20 protein-coding genes and 2 pseudogenes are annotated in these 21,351 nt (G+C 66.9%); 18 read left to right on the top strand and 4 right to left on the bottom strand.

The genetic code is table 11. The features are described 5' to 3' along the window. The first annotated feature begins 31 nt into the window (after positions 1 to 31). The 12 genes from ABZ915_RS47735 to ABZ915_RS47680 all read left to right on the top strand — a co-directional run bounded on the left by ABZ915_RS47735 (position 32) and on the right by ABZ915_RS47680 (position 13,400). Positions 32 to 634, top strand: coding sequence for a hypothetical protein (locus ABZ915_RS47735; protein WP_361817467.1), 603 nt, complete (start codon positions 32 to 34; stop codon positions 632 to 634). After that, on the top strand, positions 631 to 1,011 hold the full coding sequence (locus ABZ915_RS47730; protein ID WP_361817463.1) for a hypothetical protein: 381 nt from the start codon (positions 631 to 633) through the stop codon (positions 1,009 to 1,011). The genes ABZ915_RS47735 and ABZ915_RS47730 overlap by 4 nt, the downstream gene beginning before the upstream one ends. Positions 1,012 to 1,087: 76 nt before the next feature. Continuing rightward, on the top strand, positions 1,088 to 2,155 hold the full coding sequence (locus tag ABZ915_RS47725) for a hypothetical protein (RefSeq protein ID WP_361817460.1): 1,068 nt from the start codon (positions 1,088 to 1,090) through the stop codon (positions 2,153 to 2,155). Positions 2,156 to 2,247: 92 nt separating this feature from the next. Further along, entirely contained in the window at positions 2,248 to 3,762 is a 1,515-nt protein-coding gene (locus tag ABZ915_RS47720; protein ID WP_361817457.1) for an amino acid permease, read from the top strand. Positions 3,763 to 3,845: 83 nt separating this feature from the next. Beyond that, positions 3,846 to 5,126 carry a glutamine synthetase family protein gene (locus ABZ915_RS47715; protein WP_361817454.1) on the top strand — a complete coding sequence of 427 codons (1,281 nt, stop codon included), beginning with the start codon at positions 3,846 to 3,848 and terminating at the stop codon, positions 5,124 to 5,126. 202 nt (positions 5,127 to 5,328) lie between these two features. Further along, positions 5,329 to 6,552 carry a methyltransferase domain-containing protein gene (locus ABZ915_RS47710; protein WP_361817451.1) on the top strand — a complete coding sequence of 408 codons (1,224 nt, stop codon included), beginning with the start codon at positions 5,329 to 5,331 and terminating at the stop codon, positions 6,550 to 6,552. A 131-nt stretch (positions 6,553 to 6,683) separates the two neighbouring features. Next, positions 6,684 to 7,400, top strand: a complete 717-nt coding sequence (locus ABZ915_RS47705) for a uracil-DNA glycosylase family protein (protein WP_361817448.1) — start codon at positions 6,684 to 6,686, stop codon at positions 7,398 to 7,400. 127 nt (positions 7,401 to 7,527) lie between these two features. Beyond that, positions 7,528 to 8,262 carry a hypothetical protein gene (locus ABZ915_RS47700; protein WP_361817446.1) on the top strand — a complete coding sequence of 245 codons (735 nt, stop codon included), beginning with the start codon at positions 7,528 to 7,530 and terminating at the stop codon, positions 8,260 to 8,262. 173 nt (positions 8,263 to 8,435) lie between these two features. Beyond that, positions 8,436 to 10,220, top strand: coding sequence for an AMP-binding protein (locus ABZ915_RS47695; RefSeq protein ID WP_361817443.1), 1,785 nt, complete (start codon positions 8,436 to 8,438; stop codon positions 10,218 to 10,220). Beyond that, positions 10,217 to 11,353: a beta-ketoacyl synthase N-terminal-like domain-containing protein gene (locus ABZ915_RS47690; RefSeq protein WP_361817440.1), complete on the top strand. Its 1,137-nt coding sequence runs from the start codon at positions 10,217 to 10,219 to the stop codon at positions 11,351 to 11,353. The genes ABZ915_RS47695 and ABZ915_RS47690 overlap by 4 nt, the downstream gene beginning before the upstream one ends. After that, entirely contained in the window at positions 11,350 to 12,318 is a 969-nt protein-coding gene (locus ABZ915_RS47685) for a beta-ketoacyl synthase N-terminal-like domain-containing protein (RefSeq protein ID WP_361817438.1), read from the top strand. The genes ABZ915_RS47690 and ABZ915_RS47685 overlap by 4 nt, the downstream gene beginning before the upstream one ends. A 41-nt stretch (positions 12,319 to 12,359) precedes the next feature. Further along, positions 12,360 to 13,400: a thioesterase domain-containing protein gene (locus tag ABZ915_RS47680; protein ID WP_361817435.1), complete on the top strand. Its 1,041-nt coding sequence runs from the start codon at positions 12,360 to 12,362 to the stop codon at positions 13,398 to 13,400. A 41-nt stretch (positions 13,401 to 13,441) separates the two neighbouring features. Here the strand turns inward: ABZ915_RS47680 and ABZ915_RS47675 are convergent, their stop codons facing one another. Continuing rightward, the gene (locus ABZ915_RS47675; protein ID WP_361817432.1) at positions 13,442 to 13,831 is read right to left on the bottom strand and encodes a hypothetical protein; all 390 of its coding nucleotides are present in this window, start codon (positions 13,829 to 13,831) and stop codon (positions 13,442 to 13,444) included. Positions 13,832 to 14,381: 550 nt separating this feature from the next. Here ABZ915_RS47675 and ABZ915_RS47670 point away from each other — a divergent pair. The 6 genes and pseudogenes from ABZ915_RS47670 (at position 14,382) to ABZ915_RS47645 (ending at position 19,712) form a co-directional block, all read left to right on the top strand. Continuing rightward, entirely contained in the window at positions 14,382 to 15,482 is a 1,101-nt protein-coding gene (locus tag ABZ915_RS47670; RefSeq protein WP_361817429.1) for an aminoglycoside phosphotransferase family protein, read from the top strand. 579 nt (positions 15,483 to 16,061) lie between these two features. Next, positions 16,062 to 16,283, top strand: coding sequence for a hypothetical protein (locus tag ABZ915_RS47665; protein ID WP_361817426.1), 222 nt, complete (start codon positions 16,062 to 16,064; stop codon positions 16,281 to 16,283). Between the two features lie 443 nt (positions 16,284 to 16,726). Further along, entirely contained in the window at positions 16,727 to 18,589 is a 1,863-nt protein-coding gene (locus ABZ915_RS47660) for an ABC transporter ATP-binding protein (protein ID WP_361817493.1), read from the top strand. Positions 18,590 to 18,875: 286 nt separating this feature from the next. Further along, positions 18,876 to 18,977: pseudogene (locus ABZ915_RS47655) on the top strand (IS630 family transposase); the annotation flags it as partial. 205 nt (positions 18,978 to 19,182) lie between these two features. Further along, positions 19,183 to 19,413 carry a hypothetical protein gene (locus ABZ915_RS47650; protein WP_361817423.1) on the top strand — a complete coding sequence of 77 codons (231 nt, stop codon included), beginning with the start codon at positions 19,183 to 19,185 and terminating at the stop codon, positions 19,411 to 19,413. Then, positions 19,413 to 19,712, top strand: coding sequence for a hypothetical protein (locus tag ABZ915_RS47645; protein WP_361817420.1), 300 nt, complete (start codon positions 19,413 to 19,415; stop codon positions 19,710 to 19,712). The genes ABZ915_RS47650 and ABZ915_RS47645 overlap by 1 nt, the downstream gene beginning before the upstream one ends. Positions 19,713 to 19,739: 27 nt before the next feature. On the opposite strand, the pseudogene ABZ915_RS47640 reads toward ABZ915_RS47645, so the two are convergent. From ABZ915_RS47640 to ABZ915_RS47630, 3 genes and pseudogenes are all read right to left on the bottom strand, one after another. Then, positions 19,740 to 19,841: pseudogene (locus ABZ915_RS47640) on the bottom strand (IS630 family transposase); the annotation flags it as partial. Between the two features lie 173 nt (positions 19,842 to 20,014). Then, a complete protein-coding gene (locus ABZ915_RS47635) occupies positions 20,015 to 20,698 on the bottom strand; it encodes an IS630 family transposase (RefSeq protein WP_361817417.1) in 684 nt (227 codons plus the stop codon). Next, the gene (locus ABZ915_RS47630; RefSeq protein ID WP_361817414.1) at positions 20,695 to 20,874 is read right to left on the bottom strand and encodes a helix-turn-helix domain-containing protein; all 180 of its coding nucleotides are present in this window, start codon (positions 20,872 to 20,874) and stop codon (positions 20,695 to 20,697) included. The genes ABZ915_RS47635 and ABZ915_RS47630 overlap by 4 nt, the downstream gene beginning before the upstream one ends. Positions 20,875 to 21,351: the final 477 nt, after the last annotated feature.

The following is a 21,351-nucleotide window of genomic DNA, read 5'->3' as shown; positions in this document are numbered from 1 at the left end:
ATCAACACCTCTGTGGTATAAGGGTCGTCCCGTGCCGTACATCGCGCCGTGGAGCGCCGAGCGCGTCGAGCTGTCGCGCCTGACGGTTGTATCCGGCGCACTCGCCGTGAAGGGGCAGCGGCGCGCGGCCGGCGTGCTGTGGAAGCCGTGGCGGGACAAACCCGGTGTTGGCAAGCCCGCCTTCGCCAAGGTCCACGGGCCGCGGCAGCGGGAATGCATGCTGCGCAAACTGTGCCAGGTGTGCCGGTGCCGGGTTGCCCCGAACGAATTCGGCTGGCCGTGGCTGCTGGACCACCGCGGCGAGGGCGCGTGGCCCGAGGCTGAGGTGACGACGCACCCACCGACGTGCGAGGAGTGCCAGCCAGTGGCGCAGCTCCAGTGCACGCCGAACCGGGGGAACTTCGTCTCGGTGCGCGTCGGCAGGCTGGTCACCGACGGCGTGCACGGGCAGATGTACCAGCGGGCCGCGCACCCGATCCCGGTCGGGAAAGAGAGGGTGCTGTACGCCGGGGACGCGCGGCTGCGGTGGATGCTCGGCGCGCAGATCGCGGCCACGCTCTTGGACGTCACAGTCGTGGGCGTGCCCTCGCTGGGCACCCAGGCTCCGGCACTCCGAGAGGCGGTGCGCCGATGACCGCCCTCGGGGTGCCGGCCGCGTTGGTGCAGCTCGACGTCGACCTGATCCGGCGTACGTACAGCACCGTGCTGGGCGAGGCCCGGCTCGGCCGCACGTACGTGAGAAGCGAAAAGCAGCGGGCGCACCTGGCGGGCCTCCTCCGCGGGCAGCTCCGGCTGGCCCTCCGGGACATGAAGGGCCGGGTCACGCAGAGCGTGGGGGAGACACGCCGGACTGCTGAGCACGTCATCGCCCGCGCCGATGCCGCCCTGGCCTTGGACTTCGCCTACGCCCGACAGCCCGATCACCTGCACGACCTGGCCGTCGTTGCCCGGTCGCTCCTCACCCTGCACCAAATGCTCAAGCAGCCCCGAACGCTGCGCGCCGTGCCCTGACCCCTGCACACCGCCCTACTCGTCCGCTCTTCCAAGCCCGGCCCCAACCGGGCTCCCCCCCAACCCCGAGGCCGACATGCCCCACTCCGCACTCAGCAGTGCCGCCTCCGCCCGCCGCAGCGATCACGGCACCGACACCGATGACATGCGCCTAGAAATCAGTCCCATTGGTGCCGACACCGACTTACGGGACGCTCTGCAAGACCTGAAAATGGGGCGCTTCTCAGCCGCCCGTGACCTGCTTGCCAGGACAGGGTCGCACTGGGCACTGCGCACGAGCCGCAGCCAGCATCTTGTCAACGGCGCGGCGGAAGGCAGCGCCTTCAAGGCGTGGCGGGACGAAGAGCCGAACAACCCCGACGCCTGCATGATGTGGGCCCGAGTACTCACCCGGAAAACCGTGCAGGCCCACCGCACCGGTCAGCCTCAGGACGTGGTGGGACAGGCCGCGGCCCTGGCTCAGCAGGAATGGCGGAGAGCGGACACTCTCAGCCCGCAGTGCCCGGTGCCGTGGATCGGGCGGCTTCAGCTGACCCAGCTGCCCTACGCGGCCCACTACTTCGACCCTTACGCACATGCTCGCCGGGGGCCCTGGGATCAATTGGACGATCTTGCGATGCACTACCGAGGGCCGTGGCCGATCTTGGAAGAGGTCAACCGGCTCCACCCCGGCAACCGGGAGGGCCATCACCGGATGCGCGAGTACTTCCTGCACCGCTACGGGGCCACGGCCGCCATGCAGTACTCTGCCTGGCTCGTCGCGGGCAGCACCTCGAATCCGGAGCTGCTCATGCTGCCGCTGTACTCGCTCATGGACCTCTACCGAGAGCGTCACGGCGACGGCCGGGGCGGCGCGCTCCAGTTCTGGCAGTCCGCGCAGGTCCGCCACTTCGCGTGCCAGGCCTACGACGACTGGTTCGTGAGCATCCCGCCTGACCAATATCCATGGCTGTCGATCCTTGATCTGAGCCACCTGGCGCACGCCCTGGTGGCCTGCGGAGAGAACGAACGGGCCAAGTGGGTGTTCCACGCGATGGGCCCCTACGCCATGCCGCAGCCGTGGAAAGACATCAACGCCAGCCTCGGCCGCTCCCAGAACTGGGAAGACGGCTTCCTCCGCACCCGCGCGTCCGTCCTGCGGTAGCGCCGGCCTGATGAACAGCCGCGCACCGCCCCCGATGCGCACCCTCGACCTGTCCCCCGCACACACTCTTCCCCCCTGAAAGTGGATCTCTGGTGTCTCACAGAAGCGCTGGCACGCATTTACCCGGCAGCGACGATGACGTCCTGGCCGCCCTCGGGATCAAACCCGAGCTGTCCCGCAAGATGGGCGCCTTCGGGAACTTCGCGATCAGCTTCTCCGTCATCTGCATCCTGGCCGGCGGCATGTCCCTGTTCGGGTTCGGCATGGGGCATGGCGGGCCCGCGGTCATGCTGGGCAGCTGGGCCGTCATCGGGTTCATGACCCTGCTGGTGGGCCTCTCACTGGCCGACGTGGTCTCCGCCTACCCGACCTCCGGCGGCCCGTACTTCATGGCCGAGAAACTCGGCGGGGCCCGCTGGGGGTGGTGGACGGGCTGGCTGAACCTGCTGGGCCTGCTCGGCGCCATCGCCGGTATCGACTACGGAGCCGCCCAATTCATCGGTGCCTTCGCGAAGCTCCAGTGGGACATCACGCCCACCGATGGCACCACGATGGCGATATTCGCCGGCATCCTGCTCCTACACGGGCTGCTCAACTCCTGTGGGGTGCGCCTGGTCAACGCCTTGAACTCGATATCGGTGTGGTGGCAGATCGCCGGTGTCGCCGCGATCGTCGGCGCACTCACCCTCGCCCCGGCCCAACACCGTTCGGCCAGTTTCGTCTTCACGCACTTCCACAACGACACCGGGTTCACCAACCCCCTGTACGTGTCGCTGGTCGGCGCGCTCCTGGCGGGCTACACGTTCTGCGGCTACGACGCGAGCTCGCACGTGACCGAGGAGACCACCGACGCCCAGACCTCGGCGCCCCGCGGCATCGTCCGTTCGATCTCCGTCTCGTGGGCGGCCGGGTTCGTCCTGCTGACCGGGATGCTGTTCGCCATCCAGGACTACGCGGCCACCCAGAACACCGCGACCGGCGTGCCTCCCGCGCAAATCTTCCTCGACGTCCTGGGCGCCACCGGCGCCAAGGCACTGCTGCTCGTCGTCATCGTGGCCATGCTGTTCTGCGGCAACGCTGAAGTGTTCGCGGCCAGCCGCATGGTCTACGCATTCAGCCGCAGTCGCGCTCTTCCCGGCTGGCAGAGCTGGCGGCGCGTCAACGCGAAGACCAAGACCCCCACCCGTGCGGTGTGGTTCGCCGTCGTCGTGCCCCTCGGGCTCGCCCTGCCGGCCCTGTGGTCACCTGCCGCCTACGGGGCGATCACCGCGATCAACGCGGTCGGTATGACCCCGGCCTACGGCATCCCGGTCTTCCTCGCCCTGCGCAAGGGACGCGACTACCGCCCCGGCCTGTGGAGCCTCGGGCGTTGGCGGCGCCCGATCGGCTACATCGCCGTCGCCTACGTCGTGTTCATCACCGTGGTGTTCTGCCTGCCGCAGTCCACGCCGATCACCGCCGACTCGTTCAACTATGCGGGCGTGACCCTCGCGGTGGCCCTGCTGCTGGCCTGGATCACATGGATCACCCGCGGCAAAAAGTCCTACCAGCTCACCGCCGCCCTGACCGCCAGCCCCGGCGAGGCCCTGCTGAGTGAGGGGTTCTGATGACCACTACAGCGGCAAACGGCAGCGAGACAGGCTGGCCGTCCGACCCGGCGCACCGCGACACGCTTGAGGACCTCGTAAAGATGACGACGGTCACGGAGGTCATGCTGGCCGTGCCGGACCTGCTCGGCCGGCTTCAGGGGAAGGTCATCAACGCCCCCGTCTTCCTGGAGCGGATGATGGGCGGGACGGAGATGTGCGCGTACGTGCTGGCAACCGACGTGGACATGAGGCCCCAGGAGGGATCCGGCTTCACCGGCTGGGAGCAGGGCTTTGGTGACCTCCTCGTCAGACCCGAACTCGAAACCGTCCGAGTACCCCCCCACCGCCCCGGCACCGCCCTCGTCATCGGGACCCCGGTCGACGACTCCGGCGCGCCCGTCACGGTGGCGCCCCGCCACATGCTGCAAACCCAGCTCGAGCGACTGGGCAAACTCGGCTACCGGGTGAAGGTCGGAGTCGAGAGCGAGTTCGTGCTCTACACGCAGGGGACGACAGGCCGGACACCGGCATGGGCTGAAAACCTCGACTACGGCCTCCAGCACCCACCCGCCGTCAGCGACTTCTTCCGCCACCTGGCCGACGCGCTGGGCGAGACGGGAATCGTCTACGAGGCGTTCAAAACGGAGGGCGCAGCAGGCCAGCCAGAGGTGACGTTCGCCTACTGCGAGGCGCTGAAGGCCTGCGACGACTACACGGTCTTCCGGCACCTCGTCCGCGATATCGGCGGGCGTCACGGCCTGATTCCCGCGTTCATGGCAGCCCCGCAGACCGGTGTCGGTAGCGGCCTGCACTTGCATCTGTCGCTGTGGCACGAGGACAACGAGCCGGGGTTCGTCCACCACCCGGGCCAGCCGCTGCCACCGCTGATGGACCAAGCCGTCGCGGGGCTGCTCTCCGCGTTGCCGCACATGGCGCCGCTGTACGCGCCCACGGTCAACTCGTACAAGCGCTACCGGACGCACTCCTTCGCACCCACCCGCTTCAACTGGGGTTTCGATCACCGCGGCTGCGCCATCCGCGTCACCGGCCACGGCAGCAGCGCCCGCCTCGAGGTCCGCCTCGCCGGCGCCGACGCCAACCCCTACACCGCGCTCGCTGCCTACGCCGCAGCCATGGCTCACGGCATCGAGGAGGACTTGAAGGCGCGACCGGCCACCGACGGCGACGCCTACCAGGAAAAGGCCTCGATGCCTCTCTACGCCGACCTCGGCGAGGCCCTCGCCCACTTCGAGCACAGCACCATCGCAGGACTCCTGCTCGGCAAGGACGTCGTACAGCACTACGCCGATGCAGCACACTCCGAGCTCGCCTTCTACCGCGCACAGGTCACGGACCTGGAACGGCGCCGCGGGATCCGCTGAATCTCCCTGCCGCCGGGTGAAATCCCCTCGGCGGCAGGGTCTAGCACCTGGTTTCCCGGTCGGACGGCGTCCGGGAAACCAGGCCACGGCGCCATCAAGCGCCCCGACTCGAGCCCTTCGGCCGAACTACCGGAGATGACACCCTCCGTGCCGCGCAAGGTGAGAGATAGAGGCCTAAATGAGCCCGAACAGCACCTATTGGATGAACTACGCCATTAGCGTCGCACAAAGGGCGCCGCAATCAGGTCGGCGGGTCGGCGTTGCGCTCGTTTCTGAACACGACGAGTTGATTTGCTCCGCCTTCGAGGGCGAAGCACGCGGCGCATCCTGGTATCGAATTCTGCGGCGCAGGATTCAAGAACTCGGAACATCCAGCGCACACAGCGTATATCTGACGATCAACACCCTATCAGCGGCCTGGTCGTTTGAGCTCGCCGAGCTCTTGAAGGATGTGCGCATCGACAGGGTTTATATCGGTCTGCCGGACCCCGCGCTGACGAGTTACCTCGATGACGATCCCGTCACTGCACGAGGCCATGTACACCGCTTCCCCGACGATTTGCAGCGCGAGATCCTCGAGCAGAACCGAGGCTTCTACGCAGTGAGCGAGCAAAATATCGAATGCAACCCTCACTACTCCACACATCGCATTAGTGAAGCCGTCTCCACCAGCCTAAGGTCGAGGGGGTTCGCGCTTTCCAGGAGGGATGTCAATGCGAACAGGGGGAGGTTTGCTCTCGCTTCGCTAATCTGCCAGAGGTATGGGATCGAGTACAAAGAGGCTGATCGCGCCGTAAACGACGCACTGTCCGAGGCGTTTGACGCGAAGTACGGCACCTATGACTACGCGTACGACGCTCGTGCCGCCAACTCGAGGTGGACCGACGACTTCATGTCGGTTTACGGGAGGTCGTCCACAAGGTCCCTGTCTACCGTTAACATCCTCAACGTCGGCGTCGGAGCCGGTTACGAAGCAGCAGCTTTATTTTCAGATTGCCCCCAGATCACCTTCGCCGACATCGCGGAGCGTGGCCTTGCAAACATAAGCGGACGCATTCCCTCGTCGAGAACTGTCGTCTCTAGCGCCGAAGACCTGTCTTCCCTACCGAAAAACAGTTACGATCTGTATGTCTCCTTGAGAACATACAACTCGTCGTTCTTCGATACGTCCGCAGCGGCCTCAGAGGCGCACAGAGTACTGAAACCCGGCGCGGCGATTATCGTCTCCGTAGCCAACGGATTTCTGTACACTCAGCGGGGCTGCGTCGTGCCAGGGCTGATCATCCCTGGCACTGACTTCGTCGACCTCTATCGCGGGATGGACACAGCCAATCTGATTGGCGCGGAGCTCGACTGTGCCGGATTCAAAGATATCCGAATGTTCCCAACAAGTACCGAGATCTACCTGTCAGCTGTCACCGCCTAACGTTTTCACCGCCCCTCCAGCCGGCGGCCACGTTCGCGACGTCCCATCAGTTCCGCGGGACGGCTCAATCGCAGACAGCCGGGCGCGACCGAACTGGTCCGAGTGACCAGCGTGAAGGAAGGACTTCTGCCATGACCGGGCGAACGACTGTTGCCCATCGGATCCTGCACTTCAACGAGGAACTTGCGGAAACGACGCTTGAACTGCCTCCCGGATTCACGGTCATCAACCCGTTCAACGGCCCCCAGAAGGAGCGTGTCCGCGAGGTCACTACGGCGTTCTACCACAAGTACTACGACGACGATAAGCCGCGCCGCCTGGTACTGGGGAGCTCGCCCGCCCGACGTGGCACGGCCGTGACCGGGGTCCCGTTCGAAGACGCCAAGCTCCTCGAAAGCGAAACGGGAGTCGATGTCGACGGCTATGCGGTGAGCCGGCCTTCCGCCGGGTTTCTGCACGACGTCATCAGGCGCTACGGAGGCCGCGAAAAGTTCTATGCCGACTTCGTCATGAGTTTTGTGTGTCCCCTTGGCCTGGTGAGAACGAACCCCAAGGGAAAAGAGGTCAACTGCAACTATTACGAGAACAAGAAGCTGCTGGAGCTCCTGCACTCTTTCCTCGTTGACACCCTGGAACGACAGCTGACATTCGGATCTGACCGCTCGGTGTGCTATTGCATCGGCAGTGGCGAGAACTTCGCGTTCCTCTCGAAGGTAAACGAGGGCCAGCGCTTCTTCCGAAGGATCGTCCCCTTGGAGCACCCGCGTTTCATCACTCAATACAACCGGGACAGAGAGGAAGAATTCGCCGAAAAGTACCTCAGCGCCTTCCGCGGACAGGGCGATTAGTCGGAACGCTTGCCAACCTCTCAGCTGATTAGACGAAGGCCGTAGGCTCCCAACGCGCCGGAACGAGAAGGAGAACAGTACATTGGCGACAGAAGGCAGGGTCCTGGTCCACTTCGACTCGGAATGCGTGAGCGTTTACCGCTCCCAGAGCGAAGAGTTGAAACTACTTAAAAGGGAGCGGTTCGCGTTCGAAGACAGCCTCACCGACGAGGTGCTGGCAGACAGAGTCGGCGAGTTCTGCGCCGGGCTCAAGGAATTCAACGAGGTCGTTGACAACAAGACAACGCGCCTGTACGCCACCGGAGTCTTTCAGCAACTCCCGCAGCCGGATGCGGCCGCACTGGTCAACAGTGTCTATGTCGACACCGGCCTCTATTTCAACATAGTCGGGCCCGAGCTGGAGCAGTTCCACCGGGAAACGGGCATGTCCGCCTGTGGAACGAACGACATGATGGAAGGCCTGATCCGGCGGGAATTCCGGAATGCTGTTGTCTGCGGCAGTTTCCAGCAATCTCTGGGGTATATCGAGGACACCATCGCCCGTCTGCGCGAGAGCGGCGCCGTAGTGCTGAGCCCTCGGTCCACAAGGATCAAGCCGGAGACCGCCAGCACCGACTTCATCCTCTTCGACTACCAGGATCTCCTGAAGAACGAACGCGACACGTGGCGGCACAAGTACGTGCACATGGACGCGTTCAGGCAAGCCGACGCTGTTGTCGTATGCAACCCCGGCGGTCTCGTCGGAAACGGCACAATCTTCGAGCTCGGCTTCATGTCCGCGCTTTCCAAGAGGGTCATCTTCACGGAGGAGCCCCTGGGCGTTTCTGTCTTGTTCCCCTGTGAGGTCGGCCTGGAAACCTGAGCACTCCCGCTGAGGGCTGCGGCATCCCACCCCGTTCTTGCATCCACGACCGAAACCCAGCGACGTTTCGGCGAACAGGCACAGGGCCGGGAACCGGTCTCCGGCTCATCCTCGCTCTCTGCCCAACCAGATCTCACTTCTCGGTTACGAAAATACGGAAAGGACCCCCGCCGGTGCGCGATGAAGAACCCATCGATACGGTCCTCGACAGGCTGCGAGAGATCGTGGCATCAGTCCTTGAAGTGGAAAAGGCAGACATCGAGTCTGGTGCCCTGTTCTACGAGGAACTCGGAATCAGCTCCTTGGAAAAGGTTGCGATCGCGGCCGTGATCGAGCGCGAGTTCGGAGCCCTGTCCGCTGAGGAAGCGGCAGCCCTCACCAGCCTGGACGCCGCGGTGTCCCTGCTCGGCGAGCGGGCGACAAGCCCCCAGGGTATCGACCTGATCGACCACTTGGTGACGGGTCACATCTCCGCCGGCCGGGGCGAAAGGACCAGCTACCTCGACCCCCAGGCTGGGGAGATCACCTACGCCGCCCTCCTGGAGGCAGCACGTGGGTACGCGGGCGCCCTCAGGACAGCAGGCGTGCCTGAGCGCGCCCGCGGCCTCCTGGTCGCCGACGATTCCGTGGCAACCGTTGTCGCCGTCCTTGGCCTGTGGTGGCACGGCTGTGTCCCCGTGGTGATCAGCCCGGTGCTCACGGACGACGAAGTCCGCTACATCGCCGAGAACTGCGCCGCCGCGATGGTGCACCTCGACGCAGCTCCCAAGCGGCAACGTGCCCTGGAGGAACTGTTCGAGACGACAACCCAGTTCGCCGGCGCTGACGTCCGCACTGCTCTGGCGACGTCCGAGCCCAGCCCCGCACGGCGCCCGGAGGAAGCTGGGCCCCCGGCCGCGTGGAGTGCGGGACGTGAGGCGCTCGTGCAGTACACCTCCGGAAGCACCGGCATGCCCAAGGGAGTGCGGCACTCGGCGGGTGCGATCGCGGCCATGGCCGACGGCATCGGCACGGTACTGGCACTGACTCCCGAGGACACCGTGCTGTCCAGCGCCCGGATGTCCTTCGGCTACGGCTTCGGCAGTTCCGTCCTGTGCCCGCTGGCGGCCGGCTCCCGCGTTGCGCTCATCCGCGGCATGGTCGACGTTCACTCACTCGCCGCCGCGATGCAGCGCCACCAACCTACCGTGCTGTTCTCCGTCCCACGGCTGTACGCGGCGCTGCTGAACGCATCCGGAACGGCACTCCCCTCCGACTCCTTGCGGCTGTGCGTGGCGGCGGGCGAGAATCTGCCAGGTTCGCTCAGCGAGCGGATCCGCACCGCCTTCCAGGCCGAGCTGCTCAACGGTCTCGGCGCCACGGAAGTGCTCTACATAGTCGTCGGCACGCCGCCGGGGAAAGAACGTCCCGGCACCTTCGGAATCCCGGTGCCCGGGATCACCGCCACCGTCCGCGCTGTGGACGGCACGCCCGTCGCCGACGGGGAGGAGGGCCGGCTGCACATCGCCGGCCCGACCGTCGCCCTCGGCTACATCGGCCGCCCGGAGGCAGCAGCGCTCACCTTCGCCGACGGCGGCGCCTACACCGGCGACGTGGTACGCCGTGCGCCGGACGGCACGTACACCCATCTCTGCCGCGCCGACGACCTGCTCAACCTGGGCGGCTACAAGGTCGTGCCGAGCGAGATCGAGAGCGTCATCCGCGGCGTGGAAGGGGTCCAGGACTGCGTGGTGGTCGGCTGCCGCGATGCCGATGCCCTGGAGCAGGCCGTGGCCTATCTGGTGGCCCGGCCAGGATCCGACAAGGCCATGGTGCGGCGCGCGGTGACCGCCGCGATCCGTGGCGGTCTCGCCGCGTACAAGCGGCCCGCCCGTCTGGAGTTCCTCGACGAGCTCCCGACCACTTCGACCGGCAAGCTGGCCGCGTTCGAGCTCAGGAAGGCGGCTACACAACCGTGACCTATGACATTACGGGCATGGCGGCCGTTGCCAACATCGGTGCCAGCCCCCGCGAGATCTTCGCCGCGTTGTGCGCGGGCCAGGAGAGCCGCAAGCCCCTGCAGGCGTTCGACCCGGACAAGTACAGGGCGGCCTACGCCTACGAGATCGACGACCGGCCCGAGGGCGGCGGCGACATACCGCGGCGCGCCACCCGCTGGCTCACCACCGTCGTTCGTCAAGCAGCCGCTGACGCGGGCCTGGGCGAAGACCTGTCACAGGTACCCGTGCTGGTCGGGACCACCATGCGCGAGCAGCGCAGCCTCGAACTGTGGTGGCGTGACGACGCGGAAGTCACTCTCGAAGACCTGCACTTCGGCACCGCCCTGAAGGAGACCTTCGGGGCGTCCACCACGTACACCTTCGCCAACGCCTGCTCAGCCACGCTGTACGCGCTCGGCATGGCCACCGACGTGATCGAGTTCGGCATGGCCGACACGGTCGTCGTCGCCGGCACCGACGCCGCAACCGAGAGCGGCTACGGCACGCTCGACCGCGTGCAGAACGACATACCCCACGCGCTGCGCCCCTTCGACGCCACGCACAAGGGCATGCTGATGGGCGAGGGCGCGGCAGCCATCGTCGTCCAGCGCGCCGACACCGGGAACGGCCCCGTGCACGCCCGGGTGCGCGGTGTGTCCATGAACTGCGACGCTCACCACGCCACCGCACCCGACCCCGACGGCATCACCCGCGCGGTCCAGGACGCCTACCGCAGAGCAGGGGTGCGGGCGAAGGACATCGACCTGGTGATGCTGCACGGCAGCGGCACCCCCCGCAACGACATGACGGAGTCGAGCGTCCTGCGCCACATCTTCCACGGCGCCGGAACCGGTCCGCGGATGACCGCCATCAAGGCGATGACCGGCCACACCTTAGGCGGTTCGGGACTCCTCAGCCTCCTGATGGCAGTGCTCGCCATGAAGGAAGGGACGGTACCCCCCGTCCTGGGACTCACCGACCCGATCCCCGAGGCCGCAGGACTGGGCCTGGTGCAGGGCTCCCCCGCATCCGGCGACCTGACCATCGCACAGATCGACGCCTTCGGCTTCGGAGGGATCAACGCCGTCGCGATCGTGGAGGCAGTCCGATGAGTACGACGAGCACCGCGCGTATGAGCAACCCGAGCGCCGGGGAGGTCGTCTTCACGGGCATCGGACTGGCACTCCCAGGTGTCGCGACGTACGGCGACCTCCTCGGACCGCTGCCCGGCGAGGGCGGCTTCGACCCGGCAACCGGACTCCGCGGGCGCGAGATGCGCCACAAGGACCGCGCGTCCCGGCTCGCCCTGCGAGCTGCCGAGTCCGCCCTCCACCACGCGGGCCTGACCGACGCCTACGCGACGTTCACCGGTGCGGCTGACTCGACCGCCGTCGTGGTCAGCACCAACCTGGGCAACGCGGACAGCGTCTGCGAAGCCACCGACACCATCACCAGAGAAGGCGTCAGGGGCCTCAGCCCGTTGGGCCTGCCACAGACATCAAGCAATGTCATCGCCGGCTGGGTGGCCATCCGCTACGGGCTGCGCGGCCCCAACCTCACCGTCTGCAACGGCGTCACGAGCGGTCTGGACGCCCTCGCCTGGGCTCGGAACCTCGTCGTGGCCGGGCGCGCCGAAGCAGCCGTCGTCGTCGGCGTCGAACCAGCCAATGACGTGGTGACGAAGCTGCTCGGCGAGCAGTCCATCGACGCGGCGGTCGCGGTCGTACTCGAACCAGCGGACGCAGCCGCTTCCCGTGGCGCACGGCCTCGCGCCACGATCGCCGGGTACGCACGGGCCCGCGATCTCGCCGCGGCGCTGACCTCCGCCGGTGTGACGGAGGAGGAATCCGTCGGATTGTGGCTCGTGGACGAGGCGGGTGCCGGGCCAGGCCGGCTGCTCGCAGCCACGCGCCGGATCGATCTGGAATCCCAGCTGGGCCCGCTGTCCGGGGCACTGGGCGTCCTGCAGTGCGCCGCCGCGGCCGCCCATCTGGAGAGCGACGCCACCGGGAACGTGCTCGCCACGGCTGGAGGCCCTCGCCACGACGCGGCAGCCGCTCTGCTGCTGACCCCTTGACCGACCACTCGTCCAACCACGCAGGAGCCGGGGGAACACCCATGACCACTACGTCCGTGAACATCGAGGATCTCCGCGCTCTGATAGCCGAAGCACTGGAGATCGAACCCGAGGAGGTCACCGACGAGGCGCACTTCACCGACGAGCTCGACATCGACTCGCTGCTGATGCTCGAGATCTCAACCCGCGTGGAGACTGCGTTCGGCGTCCCGGAGAACACCGTGGTCATCAGCGGTGCCAGGACCCTCGCCGAGCTGCACACCTTCGTCATCTCGAAACTCGTCGGCGAGACGCCTGCCGGCCCGGTCATCCGCCCGAGACCGCTGAACGACCCAACGGCGCGCCTGTTCCTGTTCCACCACGCCGGCGGCTCACACCTGCTCTACCGGGGGTGGGCGACGCACTTCCCCCAGGACTGGGAACTCTGCCTCCTGGAGGCCCCCGGCCGAGGCCAGCTGCAGACATTGCCGCTGATCGACGACTGCGACCGGCTGGTCGACTACTTCCACACTGCTATCGCTCCCTTGCTCGACCGGCCCTTCGGGTTCTTCGGCCACAGCCTGGGCTCACTCATCGCCTACCAGCTCACCCGTCGACTTCACCACGAGGGGGACCCGCTTCCGGACTGGCTGGGTGTGTCCGCCTACGACGCCCCGCGAGTCGAGGCCGGCGCCGACGGCCGCCCTCACCTGATGTCTGACGACGAACTACGCGGCTGGCTGCGGAACGTCGGCGGCAGCCCTCCGCAGCTCCTCGATGAAGACGCCGTCTGGCGCAAGTTCGCCCCGGTGTTCCGTAACGACTTCAAACTCCTGGACACCTGGTCCCCTCCCCTCGCCCCCGAGCCGCTGCCCGTTCCGCTCTCGGTATTCGGGGGCCGCCGCGACAGGCTGATCGGCGAGGACCGTCTGCTGTCCTGGCGAGCGTTCACCACGCACTTCCGCGGACTCGAGATGTACGAGGGCGACCACTTCTACTTGATGAACCACCGGCGGCCTCTCGCTGTTGCCATAACGGCCGCGATGCGTTCCGCCGGGCCGCTGCTTGAGCTCGCCTACACCACCACGCCACCCGCTAGATGATCTATTCCAAGGGGGCCTGCGGAGGGCGCGGGGGTGGGCCCTCAGGCATCGGGGTCGACTTCGGAGTGTGTGAACCGTACGGGTTTGCCCAGCGACCGGGCGTAGGCGATTTCGGCTCGGGTGCTGTCTCCGATGTAGTCGCCGACTACGAGCACCTCATCAGCGAGCAAAATCTTCGACCGGTGCAGCTCGTCGAGTCGAACCTTCAGCGCCTGAGCCTCGACAGGATCGGACCACAGTGCGTGCGGCGACTTCAGGTCGCACCCCGGCTTGACGACAATCCTTCCGGCTTTGGTCTCCCGCAGGTCGGCCTCGGCCATCTCGGCCATGAAACGAGTGGAGCCGCAAATCACAACAATTAGCGGGAAACCCAGCTGCTTCTTCACCTCGGCGAGCTTCTCCGCAGGGGTGATCACTTGCGGGGATGACACTGGTTCCTCCTGGTGGTGCGGCCCGAGGGATGCTCGCGGAGACGAGACCGAAGGCGCCCAAGATCATCTTATGGCGAACGACGTGGACACCCTCGAGCCCGCACTCTATGCCACGGTCTTCCCTACCTGGTGCCGCGGCACCCGCCGGTGGGCCCTACGCCCCGCCTGTGAGAAGCCGAACTGGTCACCCTCGCCGCGAAATGTCGGTGCCGGTTACCGCGTTTTACCGCGTTCACCGCCTCGATCAGCCAAGTCACGCGGCAGGGGGCCGTGGTGTCGGCTTGGTCGGCCGGTCCCCTGCCGTCAGCTGGTGGCGGTGCCGGGTCGGGCTCGGGTACTGCGACAACCCGAACGAGGGAGGCGCAATCAGATGACCGCATTGACGGAGCGTTGTCCCTCGGCGATCTTGCGGCCCCGCTGCACCCGGCGCGGCCCGCTGCAGCTCGCTGAGCACCTGGCGGCCACGGTCCGTGCCCGCGTCCAAATCGGCCCGACCACCTGCCGCCCGCTCATCATCTGACCACTATCGCTGCGCTTCGACGAGGAAACCATGTCCACCGCATCTCACCAGCCCGCCACCAAGCCTGTCGCCGCGCCATCCACACCCGGCCGCACCGCGGAGGGGGAGCAGATCATGGCGGTCGCCGACACGCTGGTGCTCGCGTACGGACTGCACCCGGCAGAAATAACGCGCATCCCGGAGGGCACCTCGACGGACAACTACACCATCGTGGACCAGACGGGCCGTCGGTACTTCGTCAAGGTCTATCGCGCTCGAGATCGCCTGGATCTGGAGCGGGCGTCGGTCGAACTGTCCGAGTACGCCGCCGACGGAGGTGTCGCGACCGCGCGGGTAACCCGCACGCGCGAGCACGAACTCATCGAGACCCACGGCCGCCTGCCAATGTCCCTCTGGTCGTACGTGCCACACACCGAGACTGCCGAAGGCAACCTGACCGATGCACGGTGGGCAGCGGTCGGCGCAGCGATGGGCCGTCTCCACAGTCGACTCGCCGCTCACCCCGCCGCCGCACCCACCCTGGAACCTGGTGCCGCGATGTGCGACGTGGCCGCCGCACGTGACCGCTTCGAGAAACTGATTCTCGCGTACCAGCACAGGCCCAGGCTTGGGGAGTTCGAGACATGGGCTCTGCAGGCGGCGCGTGAGCGACAAGCCGTCTTGGGGGACGTCAAGCGCATCCTCGCTTCACTTCCACAGCTGACGGTCCAGGTCATGCACGGCGACCTGGCCGGCCCCAACGTCCTGTTGAAGAACGACGATGTCGCCGCGATCGTGGACTTCGGACCACCCACACCTGGGTACCTCGCCTGGGAAATCGTGCGTCTTGGCTGTGACCCCAAGAGCGTCCTGTCCAACGGTGTGGAGAGCTGGCTCAAGGGATACACCGATCTCGCCCTCGCCTATCGAGACGCCAACCCCAAGGCGCCCGCGGACAACCTCTTGTCCTCGCTTCGTGTCGGCTGTGCAGCCATGCTCTGCGCGACCTTTCCGTTGTCGGCACCAGTGGAACGACCGCACATCGTCGACGCGGCACTCGAGTCCTACGCGCGGGCACGGCACGAGGCAGCTCTGATGCTGCTGGACCGGCTACCTGTCTTGGAGGAGGCCCTGCGTGACACTCTTCGCTGAGTTCATGACCCTCATGGCCACGCAAGCCGCAGGCTCGGACAGCGAACTCGACTGTTCGGGCCTGCTGTAGCAGCAGGGTACTCAGGGTCGGCCGAGGGCCCGGAGGACGGGACGGCGATCATCTGCCGAGCTGATCCACCCGAAGCAGGTCGTCGGGGCTGCTGCAGCGCCCCAACGTCGGCGTTTCGGCCAATCGCCCCCGAACCGCAAGCCCTTGCGCGGCAAGGGTCGATGCACTGCGCACCCTCGGAAAACCGCTGAATCACAGGGCACACAACCCGTCCGAAAGGAACAGGTGCTCGAAATCATGTGGCGTCGTTGAACACACCGGCGCCACCACCACGTCCACGAGGGGGAACACATTGACGCCAGTCGAACTAGGCAGCGACAAGATCGCGAGCGATCCGCAGGCCGGAGCCGCGGACAACATCTCGGACGCCGAGCGGGAGCTGTACGGGGGTCGGCTGCGCTACGTCCAGTCCTACGTCCGCCACGAAGGGCCGCTGCCCCGGGCGCACGGGCGACACCCTGAACTTCTCCGCCCCTCTCACCGCCACCGCCATCACAACGGTCCACGCGATGATTGTGATCGCCACCACGGGGCAGAACGGCCGGCCGCGGGAGAAGGTCTCCTTCCTGCGCCGCGCCACAGCCGAGCCCGGCGAGGAACTGCAGCTCGCCAAGGCCCACCCGCTGCGCTCGACCGCACAGTGGAAGGTTTCACCGGGCTCCTACTCCCTCGCCCTCCAGGTCAACGGCCGCCGCTTCCCTTCCGTCGCCTTCACCGTCGTCGACACCTGACACCCCCCGCCCGTCCAGATCTGAACGACCGCCACACGGCCGCTGGCATCCCCCGCCGCGGCCCGGTCCGCGCTGTCCGCAATCCCCTGAAGGAGCGAACCGCCCTGATCGAACGAGTTTGAGCCGCGACCGCCCAGAGCCCGCACGCCACCTCCCCGGGATTAGAACTCGCGTTCACCAAATGCCCGTAGAGACGGAGGACACACCATGCACCCCGCCCCCGCCCCCTTGCAGCAGCCTCCCGGAATCGATCGGCCCGGCGCGATCACGCACAACGTTGACGGCACGCTCAGCTCAGCACGCCCGGATACGGGGTGGGCGGCATGAGTGAGCCCACCGATGCATCAGCCGACAGCCTCCCTGGACCGCGCACCACCTCAGCGTCCCCCACCGCCCCCTCCGCACCGGACCCCGTCTCGCACCCGCTCACTCCCGAGCCGCAGATGCGGTACGTCGACCTGACCGGCAGCCGCGAGGCAGCCGGCCGCTCGATCCGTATGCGCGACATGGCCCGACGCCTGCCGCAGCTGGTGCGCCGCTCGCTCGCTCTCGCCTGGCGCGTCGACCGACGAGCCACCGTCGGTCTTCTGTTGTGCCAGACCGTCACCGGCGTGATGCAGGCCCTGGGCCTGGTCGCCATCTCCGGCACCCTGACCGCGCTGCTACGCGACGGCAACGTCTACCACCGCCTCCTTCAGGCGTGGCCCTCCGTCGCCCTGCTCGCCGGTGCCGCCGGTGTGCGCGCGCTCCTGGGCATCACCGTCAACTGGTTGTCCTCCCGGCTGGGCCCGCTGATGTCACGCGAGGCCGAGCAGATGCTGCTGACCGGCTGCGCCGAGGTCGAGCTGTGCGCCTACGACGACCCCGACTTCAACCGTGACCGGGAAGCCGCCGACCGCGGCGCCCAGGTCACCGGCGATCTGATCAACGAGGGCCAGGACCTGATCGCGTCCGGCGCCAGCTTCCTCGCCGGAGCCATCGTCCTGGCCGGCGTGCACTGGGTCCTTCTCCCCCTCCTCGTCGCGGCCAGCCTGCCGCAGGCCCTGGCCCAGGTCAGCGCCGCGCGCGTCCGGTACCTGGCCAACCTCCGCAGCAACGGCGACAACCGCATGTTGTCGGTGCTGCGCTGGCACATCTACACCAAGGACGCCGCCGATCAGATCCGCGCCGGCACCATGGCCGGTTTCCTGTCCGGCCGGTACCGGCAGACGGTCGCCCGGATCAACCGGGAGGATCGGGCGGCGGCCGACCAGGGTGCACGGATGTCCCTGGTCGGTGCGGTGTGCGGAGGGGCGGGGTCGGCGGTGGTGTGGATGGCGGTCGTGTGGCTGCTCGCGACCGGACGCATCAGCGTCGGGCGTGCGGGAACGGCCGTCTTCGCCCTGCAGACGGTGGGCATGTCGGTCCACGGTCTGGTGGCCGTCGGTGCGCGCGCCGTTCGTACGGGGCTGTACATGGACGACTGGAGCGGCTTCCTGGACAAGGCCGGCGGCTTCCGCATGCGCCGGGGCCCGCACCGGCCCGAACCGCCGAAGACGATCGAGGTCACGTCGGTCACCCACCGATACGCCGGCAAGGACCGCGCCGCACTGTCCGACGTCTCCCTCACCTTGCGCCGCGGCGAGGTCACCGCGCTGGTGGGCTTCAACGGCTCCGGCAAGTCGACGCTGTCGAAGCTGGTCAGCGGCCTCTACCTGCCCACCGACGGACAGGTGCTGTGGGACGGCGTCCCCACCGGCGACTGCGACCCGCAGGCACTGTGGCAGCAGGTCGCCCTCGTTCCGCAGGACTACGCGCACTGGCCACTGACCGTGCGCGAGAACGTGACCCAGGGACAGCCCACCGCGCGCGGCGACGCGGCGGTCCGCGAGGCGTGCAAGGCGGCCGACGCCGACGAAGTCGTCGACAGGCTCGGTGCCGGCCTGGACACCCTCCTGGCCCGCGAGTGGCTCAACGGGGAGGAGCTCAGCGGCGGCCAGTGGCAGCGCATCGCCCTGGCTCGAGCGTTCTTCCGGCAGGCCGGACTGCTGGTCCTCGACGAGCCGACGGCGAACCTGGATCCCCGTGCCGAGTACCGCATCTTCCAGCGGCTTCGCAACCTCGCCCGGGACCGCGCGGTGCTGCTGGTGACCCACCGCATCACTAACGTCGCCATCGCCGACCGCATCGTGGTCCTCGACGAAGGCCGGATCGTCCAGGAGGGCACCTACGCCCAACTCACCCAACAACCCGGGCTCTTCCAGCAGTTGCTGTCCTACCAGATCACGTCCGAGCCCGACGACGCGAAGCGCGAGACCCCCGCATGAGCAGCCTCGGTGCCAGCTCACTACGCCGCGGACCTGCGCCAACTCCCAAACCTGCGGCACGAGTTTCCAGGGATACGGCTGCGAACCTGACGCGGCCGAAAGACAACTGATGCGCATCTGCACGGTCACTGACGCTGCCGCCATCATCGCCACGGCTAGTGCACTGACCGCATAGGTTCGCAGGGTCGGACGGCGTGTGGCGGTTGGATGTGCGGTGGCGTCCGATCCGACGGCTGGAGGCGCGGCGCCGACCAGGAAATTCCTATCTCCACTGACGCAAGGCCAACGCCATCGCGATGTCCTGGCCGTCGAGCGCAAGGAACGCGCCCGCATCCGCAGCGAAAAGGGCATCCGCTGGAGCGGACGCCCCCTCCCTGCTGCGGCCTGAACGACCCAGCGAACTAGGCGGCCAGAGCACTAGCGGTACCAGAAGGGGTGCTCATCTTCACGAGGGCCCCTTGCTTTGTTCATCAATCAAGCACATATGATCCTCGGTCACGGCAGGAACTTGGGGGGTGCGCATCTAAACGCAGACGATCACCGAGCGCTACGGCCGCAAGCGGCTGACGATCTTCTTCGTCTGCTGCTTCCTGGTGCTCGGAGTCGTCGGGGTCATCGAGAGCGCCATGGACAGCGACGGTCCCCCGGCATGCGCGAAGCAGTGGGCGGGTGTGCGGGGTGTCAGCAACGCAGACGCGAACCTGATGGTCGAGTGCGACGACGAGATAGACAAGTGGTGCGCGAAGCATCACCCGGAAGACCCGGACGACTGCTCGAACAACATCACTATCGACGGTGACGACCGCAACGTGGGGAAGAACTGATGGAGCAGCGAAGGACGACCCGGCCGCCTCAGACGCAGCTTGGGTACTGGGCGTTGAACACTGCCGCTAAGGCGGGTCTCCACGCTGATTACGGTGTCGAGCTGGGGGAGCGCGACGAGGACGGTAACTACGAAGTAACCCTGATCGTGCCCATCGAGGAACAGTGGGAGGCGGCAAAGCTGATCATGTCGTTGCTCAGCCATCGAACGATCGAGGTTGTGACTGACCGTGCCACTATCCGGGTCAAGACGCAGTATCCGAATTACCTGGGTGACCCGACAGGGCCTCGCATCTTCTAGTGCTGACCGCCTAGTTCGCTGGGTCGTTCAGGCCGCAGCAGGGAGGGGGCGTCCGCTCCAGCGGATGCCCTTTTCGCTGCGGATGCGGGCGCGTTCCTTGCGCTCGACGGCCAGGACATCGCGATGGCGTTGGCCTTGCGTCAGCGGGGATAGGAATTTCCTGGTCGGCCTGTCTGCGTACGCAGACAGGCCCAGCCGCCGCGCCTCCAGCCGTCGGATCGGACGCCACCGCACATCCAACCGCCACACGCCGTCCGACCCTGCGAACCTATGCGGTCAGAGCACTAGTAGATTGTCGCGGCTTAATTTCGCTGTGTGGTTGGGTAGAGGTGGCGTAGTTTCACGCGTGCGTCGTCGGTGGTGAAGTGCCAGTCGACTTGGCGATGGTTGCTGTTGGTGTGCTGCTGCCAGGCGGCGAGTTCGGTGTTGAGCACGGTGAGGTCGTCGATGCGGCGGTCCAGGCACTGGCGGGTGAGCGCGGAGAGCTCGATCTCGGCGATGTTGAGCCAGGACCCGTGTTTGGGGGTGTGGTGGATTTCCAGGCGCTGGGCCAGCGCGAAGGCCTTGCCCGGGTCGAACGCCTCGTAGAGCGAGGCGATGGTGTGGGTGTTGAGGTTGGCCATCACCAGCACGACCGTGGCGGCGTCGGGATAGTCCACGGTCAGCAGGTGCTCGACCTGGTGCGCCCAGTCGACCCTGGTCCGGCGGGACTGCGCGTCCACGCGCCGCCATCCGCGCAGCGGCTCGACCCAGCAGAAGATCGAGCAGGTCCCCGAGCGGACGTATTCGTTGTCCTCGCGCCGGTCACGGCCCGGCCGCGCGGGAAGCGGATCGCGGACGTGGCCGAGCAGCTGGTACGGCTTCTCGTCCATGCACACCACCGGGCGCGCCGGGTCGAAGGGTCGGTGGTAGACCGCCAGGACGTCCTCCATCGCCGCGGCGAAGGCCGCGTTCGCGGCCGGCGGGATGGTCCAGCACTTCTTCACGTGAGGGCGCAGTTCCGTTTTTTTAAGACCCGCCCGATCGTGGAGTGGTCCAGATCGGGGATGTCCTCGGTCAGCGCGACGTGCTTCTCCAGCAGGCGCAGCGACCAGCGGGCGTGTCCTTTGGGCGGCTTCGAGCAGGCCAGCGCAATCAGCCTTGCCTCGACCTCGCCGGTCACCGGGGGGGGGCACCGGCGGCAGTGCGCGTTCCTTCCGGCCGACCGTGGCCCACACATCGCCGCCGGTCTCCGCGTACCGCTTCGAGATCAGGCGGACCGAATCGCACGAGACCCCGACCCGCTCCGCGATCACCGCCCGCGGAGCGACCTCGCCGGCCGAGGTGTCCAACGCGAGCAGCACCCGCGCCCGCCTGATCATCGACGCGCTGCGGACCCCCGTCGTCGTCACACGCTCCAACGCCCGACGGTCTTCGGCACTCAAGACAACCGGATACTTCTTCTGCGAGGACACGGCACCCCTGCCTGGCCGAACGGAAGCATCAAGCAAAGCCTGCCCGACCCCAACTCCACCAACCAGAACGACACTTAGTCGCGACAATCTACTAGGGTCCGTCTTCAAAGATCATCGGGTGGTGGATCATGGTGGGGTGATACGTCGCCATGAACTCACCGATCAGGAGTGGGAGTTACTCGCTC

It is taken from the genome of Streptomyces sp. NPDC046915 (genome assembly GCF_040644935.1).
GTDB lineage: Bacteria > Actinomycetota > Actinomycetes > Streptomycetales > Streptomycetaceae > Streptomyces.
This window is presented reverse-complemented; position numbering and strand designations above follow the sequence as displayed.

Coding starts and splice junctions, on each gene's coding strand:
- ABZ915_RS47680 (WP_361817435.1), top strand. CDS start 12,360: ATGACCACTACGTCCGTGAACATCGAGGATCTCCGCGCTCTGATAGCC.
- ABZ915_RS47710 (WP_361817451.1), top strand. CDS start 5,329: ATGAACTACGCCATTAGCGTCGCACAAAGGGCGCCGCAATCAGGTCGG.
- ABZ915_RS47665 (WP_361817426.1), top strand. CDS start 16,062: ATGATTGTGATCGCCACCACGGGGCAGAACGGCCGGCCGCGGGAGAAG.
- ABZ915_RS47660 (WP_361817493.1), top strand. CDS start 16,727: ATGCGGTACGTCGACCTGACCGGCAGCCGCGAGGCAGCCGGCCGCTCG.
- ABZ915_RS47725 (WP_361817460.1), top strand. CDS start 1,088: ATGCCCCACTCCGCACTCAGCAGTGCCGCCTCCGCCCGCCGCAGCGAT.
- ABZ915_RS47730 (WP_361817463.1), top strand. CDS start 631: ATGACCGCCCTCGGGGTGCCGGCCGCGTTGGTGCAGCTCGACGTCGAC.
- ABZ915_RS47705 (WP_361817448.1), top strand. CDS start 6,684: ATGACCGGGCGAACGACTGTTGCCCATCGGATCCTGCACTTCAACGAG.
- ABZ915_RS47685 (WP_361817438.1), top strand. CDS start 11,350: ATGAGTACGACGAGCACCGCGCGTATGAGCAACCCGAGCGCCGGGGAG.
- ABZ915_RS47645 (WP_361817420.1), top strand. CDS start 19,413: ATGGAGCAGCGAAGGACGACCCGGCCGCCTCAGACGCAGCTTGGGTAC.
- ABZ915_RS47670 (WP_361817429.1), top strand. CDS start 14,382: ATGTCCACCGCATCTCACCAGCCCGCCACCAAGCCTGTCGCCGCGCCA.
- ABZ915_RS47715 (WP_361817454.1), top strand. CDS start 3,846: ATGACGACGGTCACGGAGGTCATGCTGGCCGTGCCGGACCTGCTCGGC.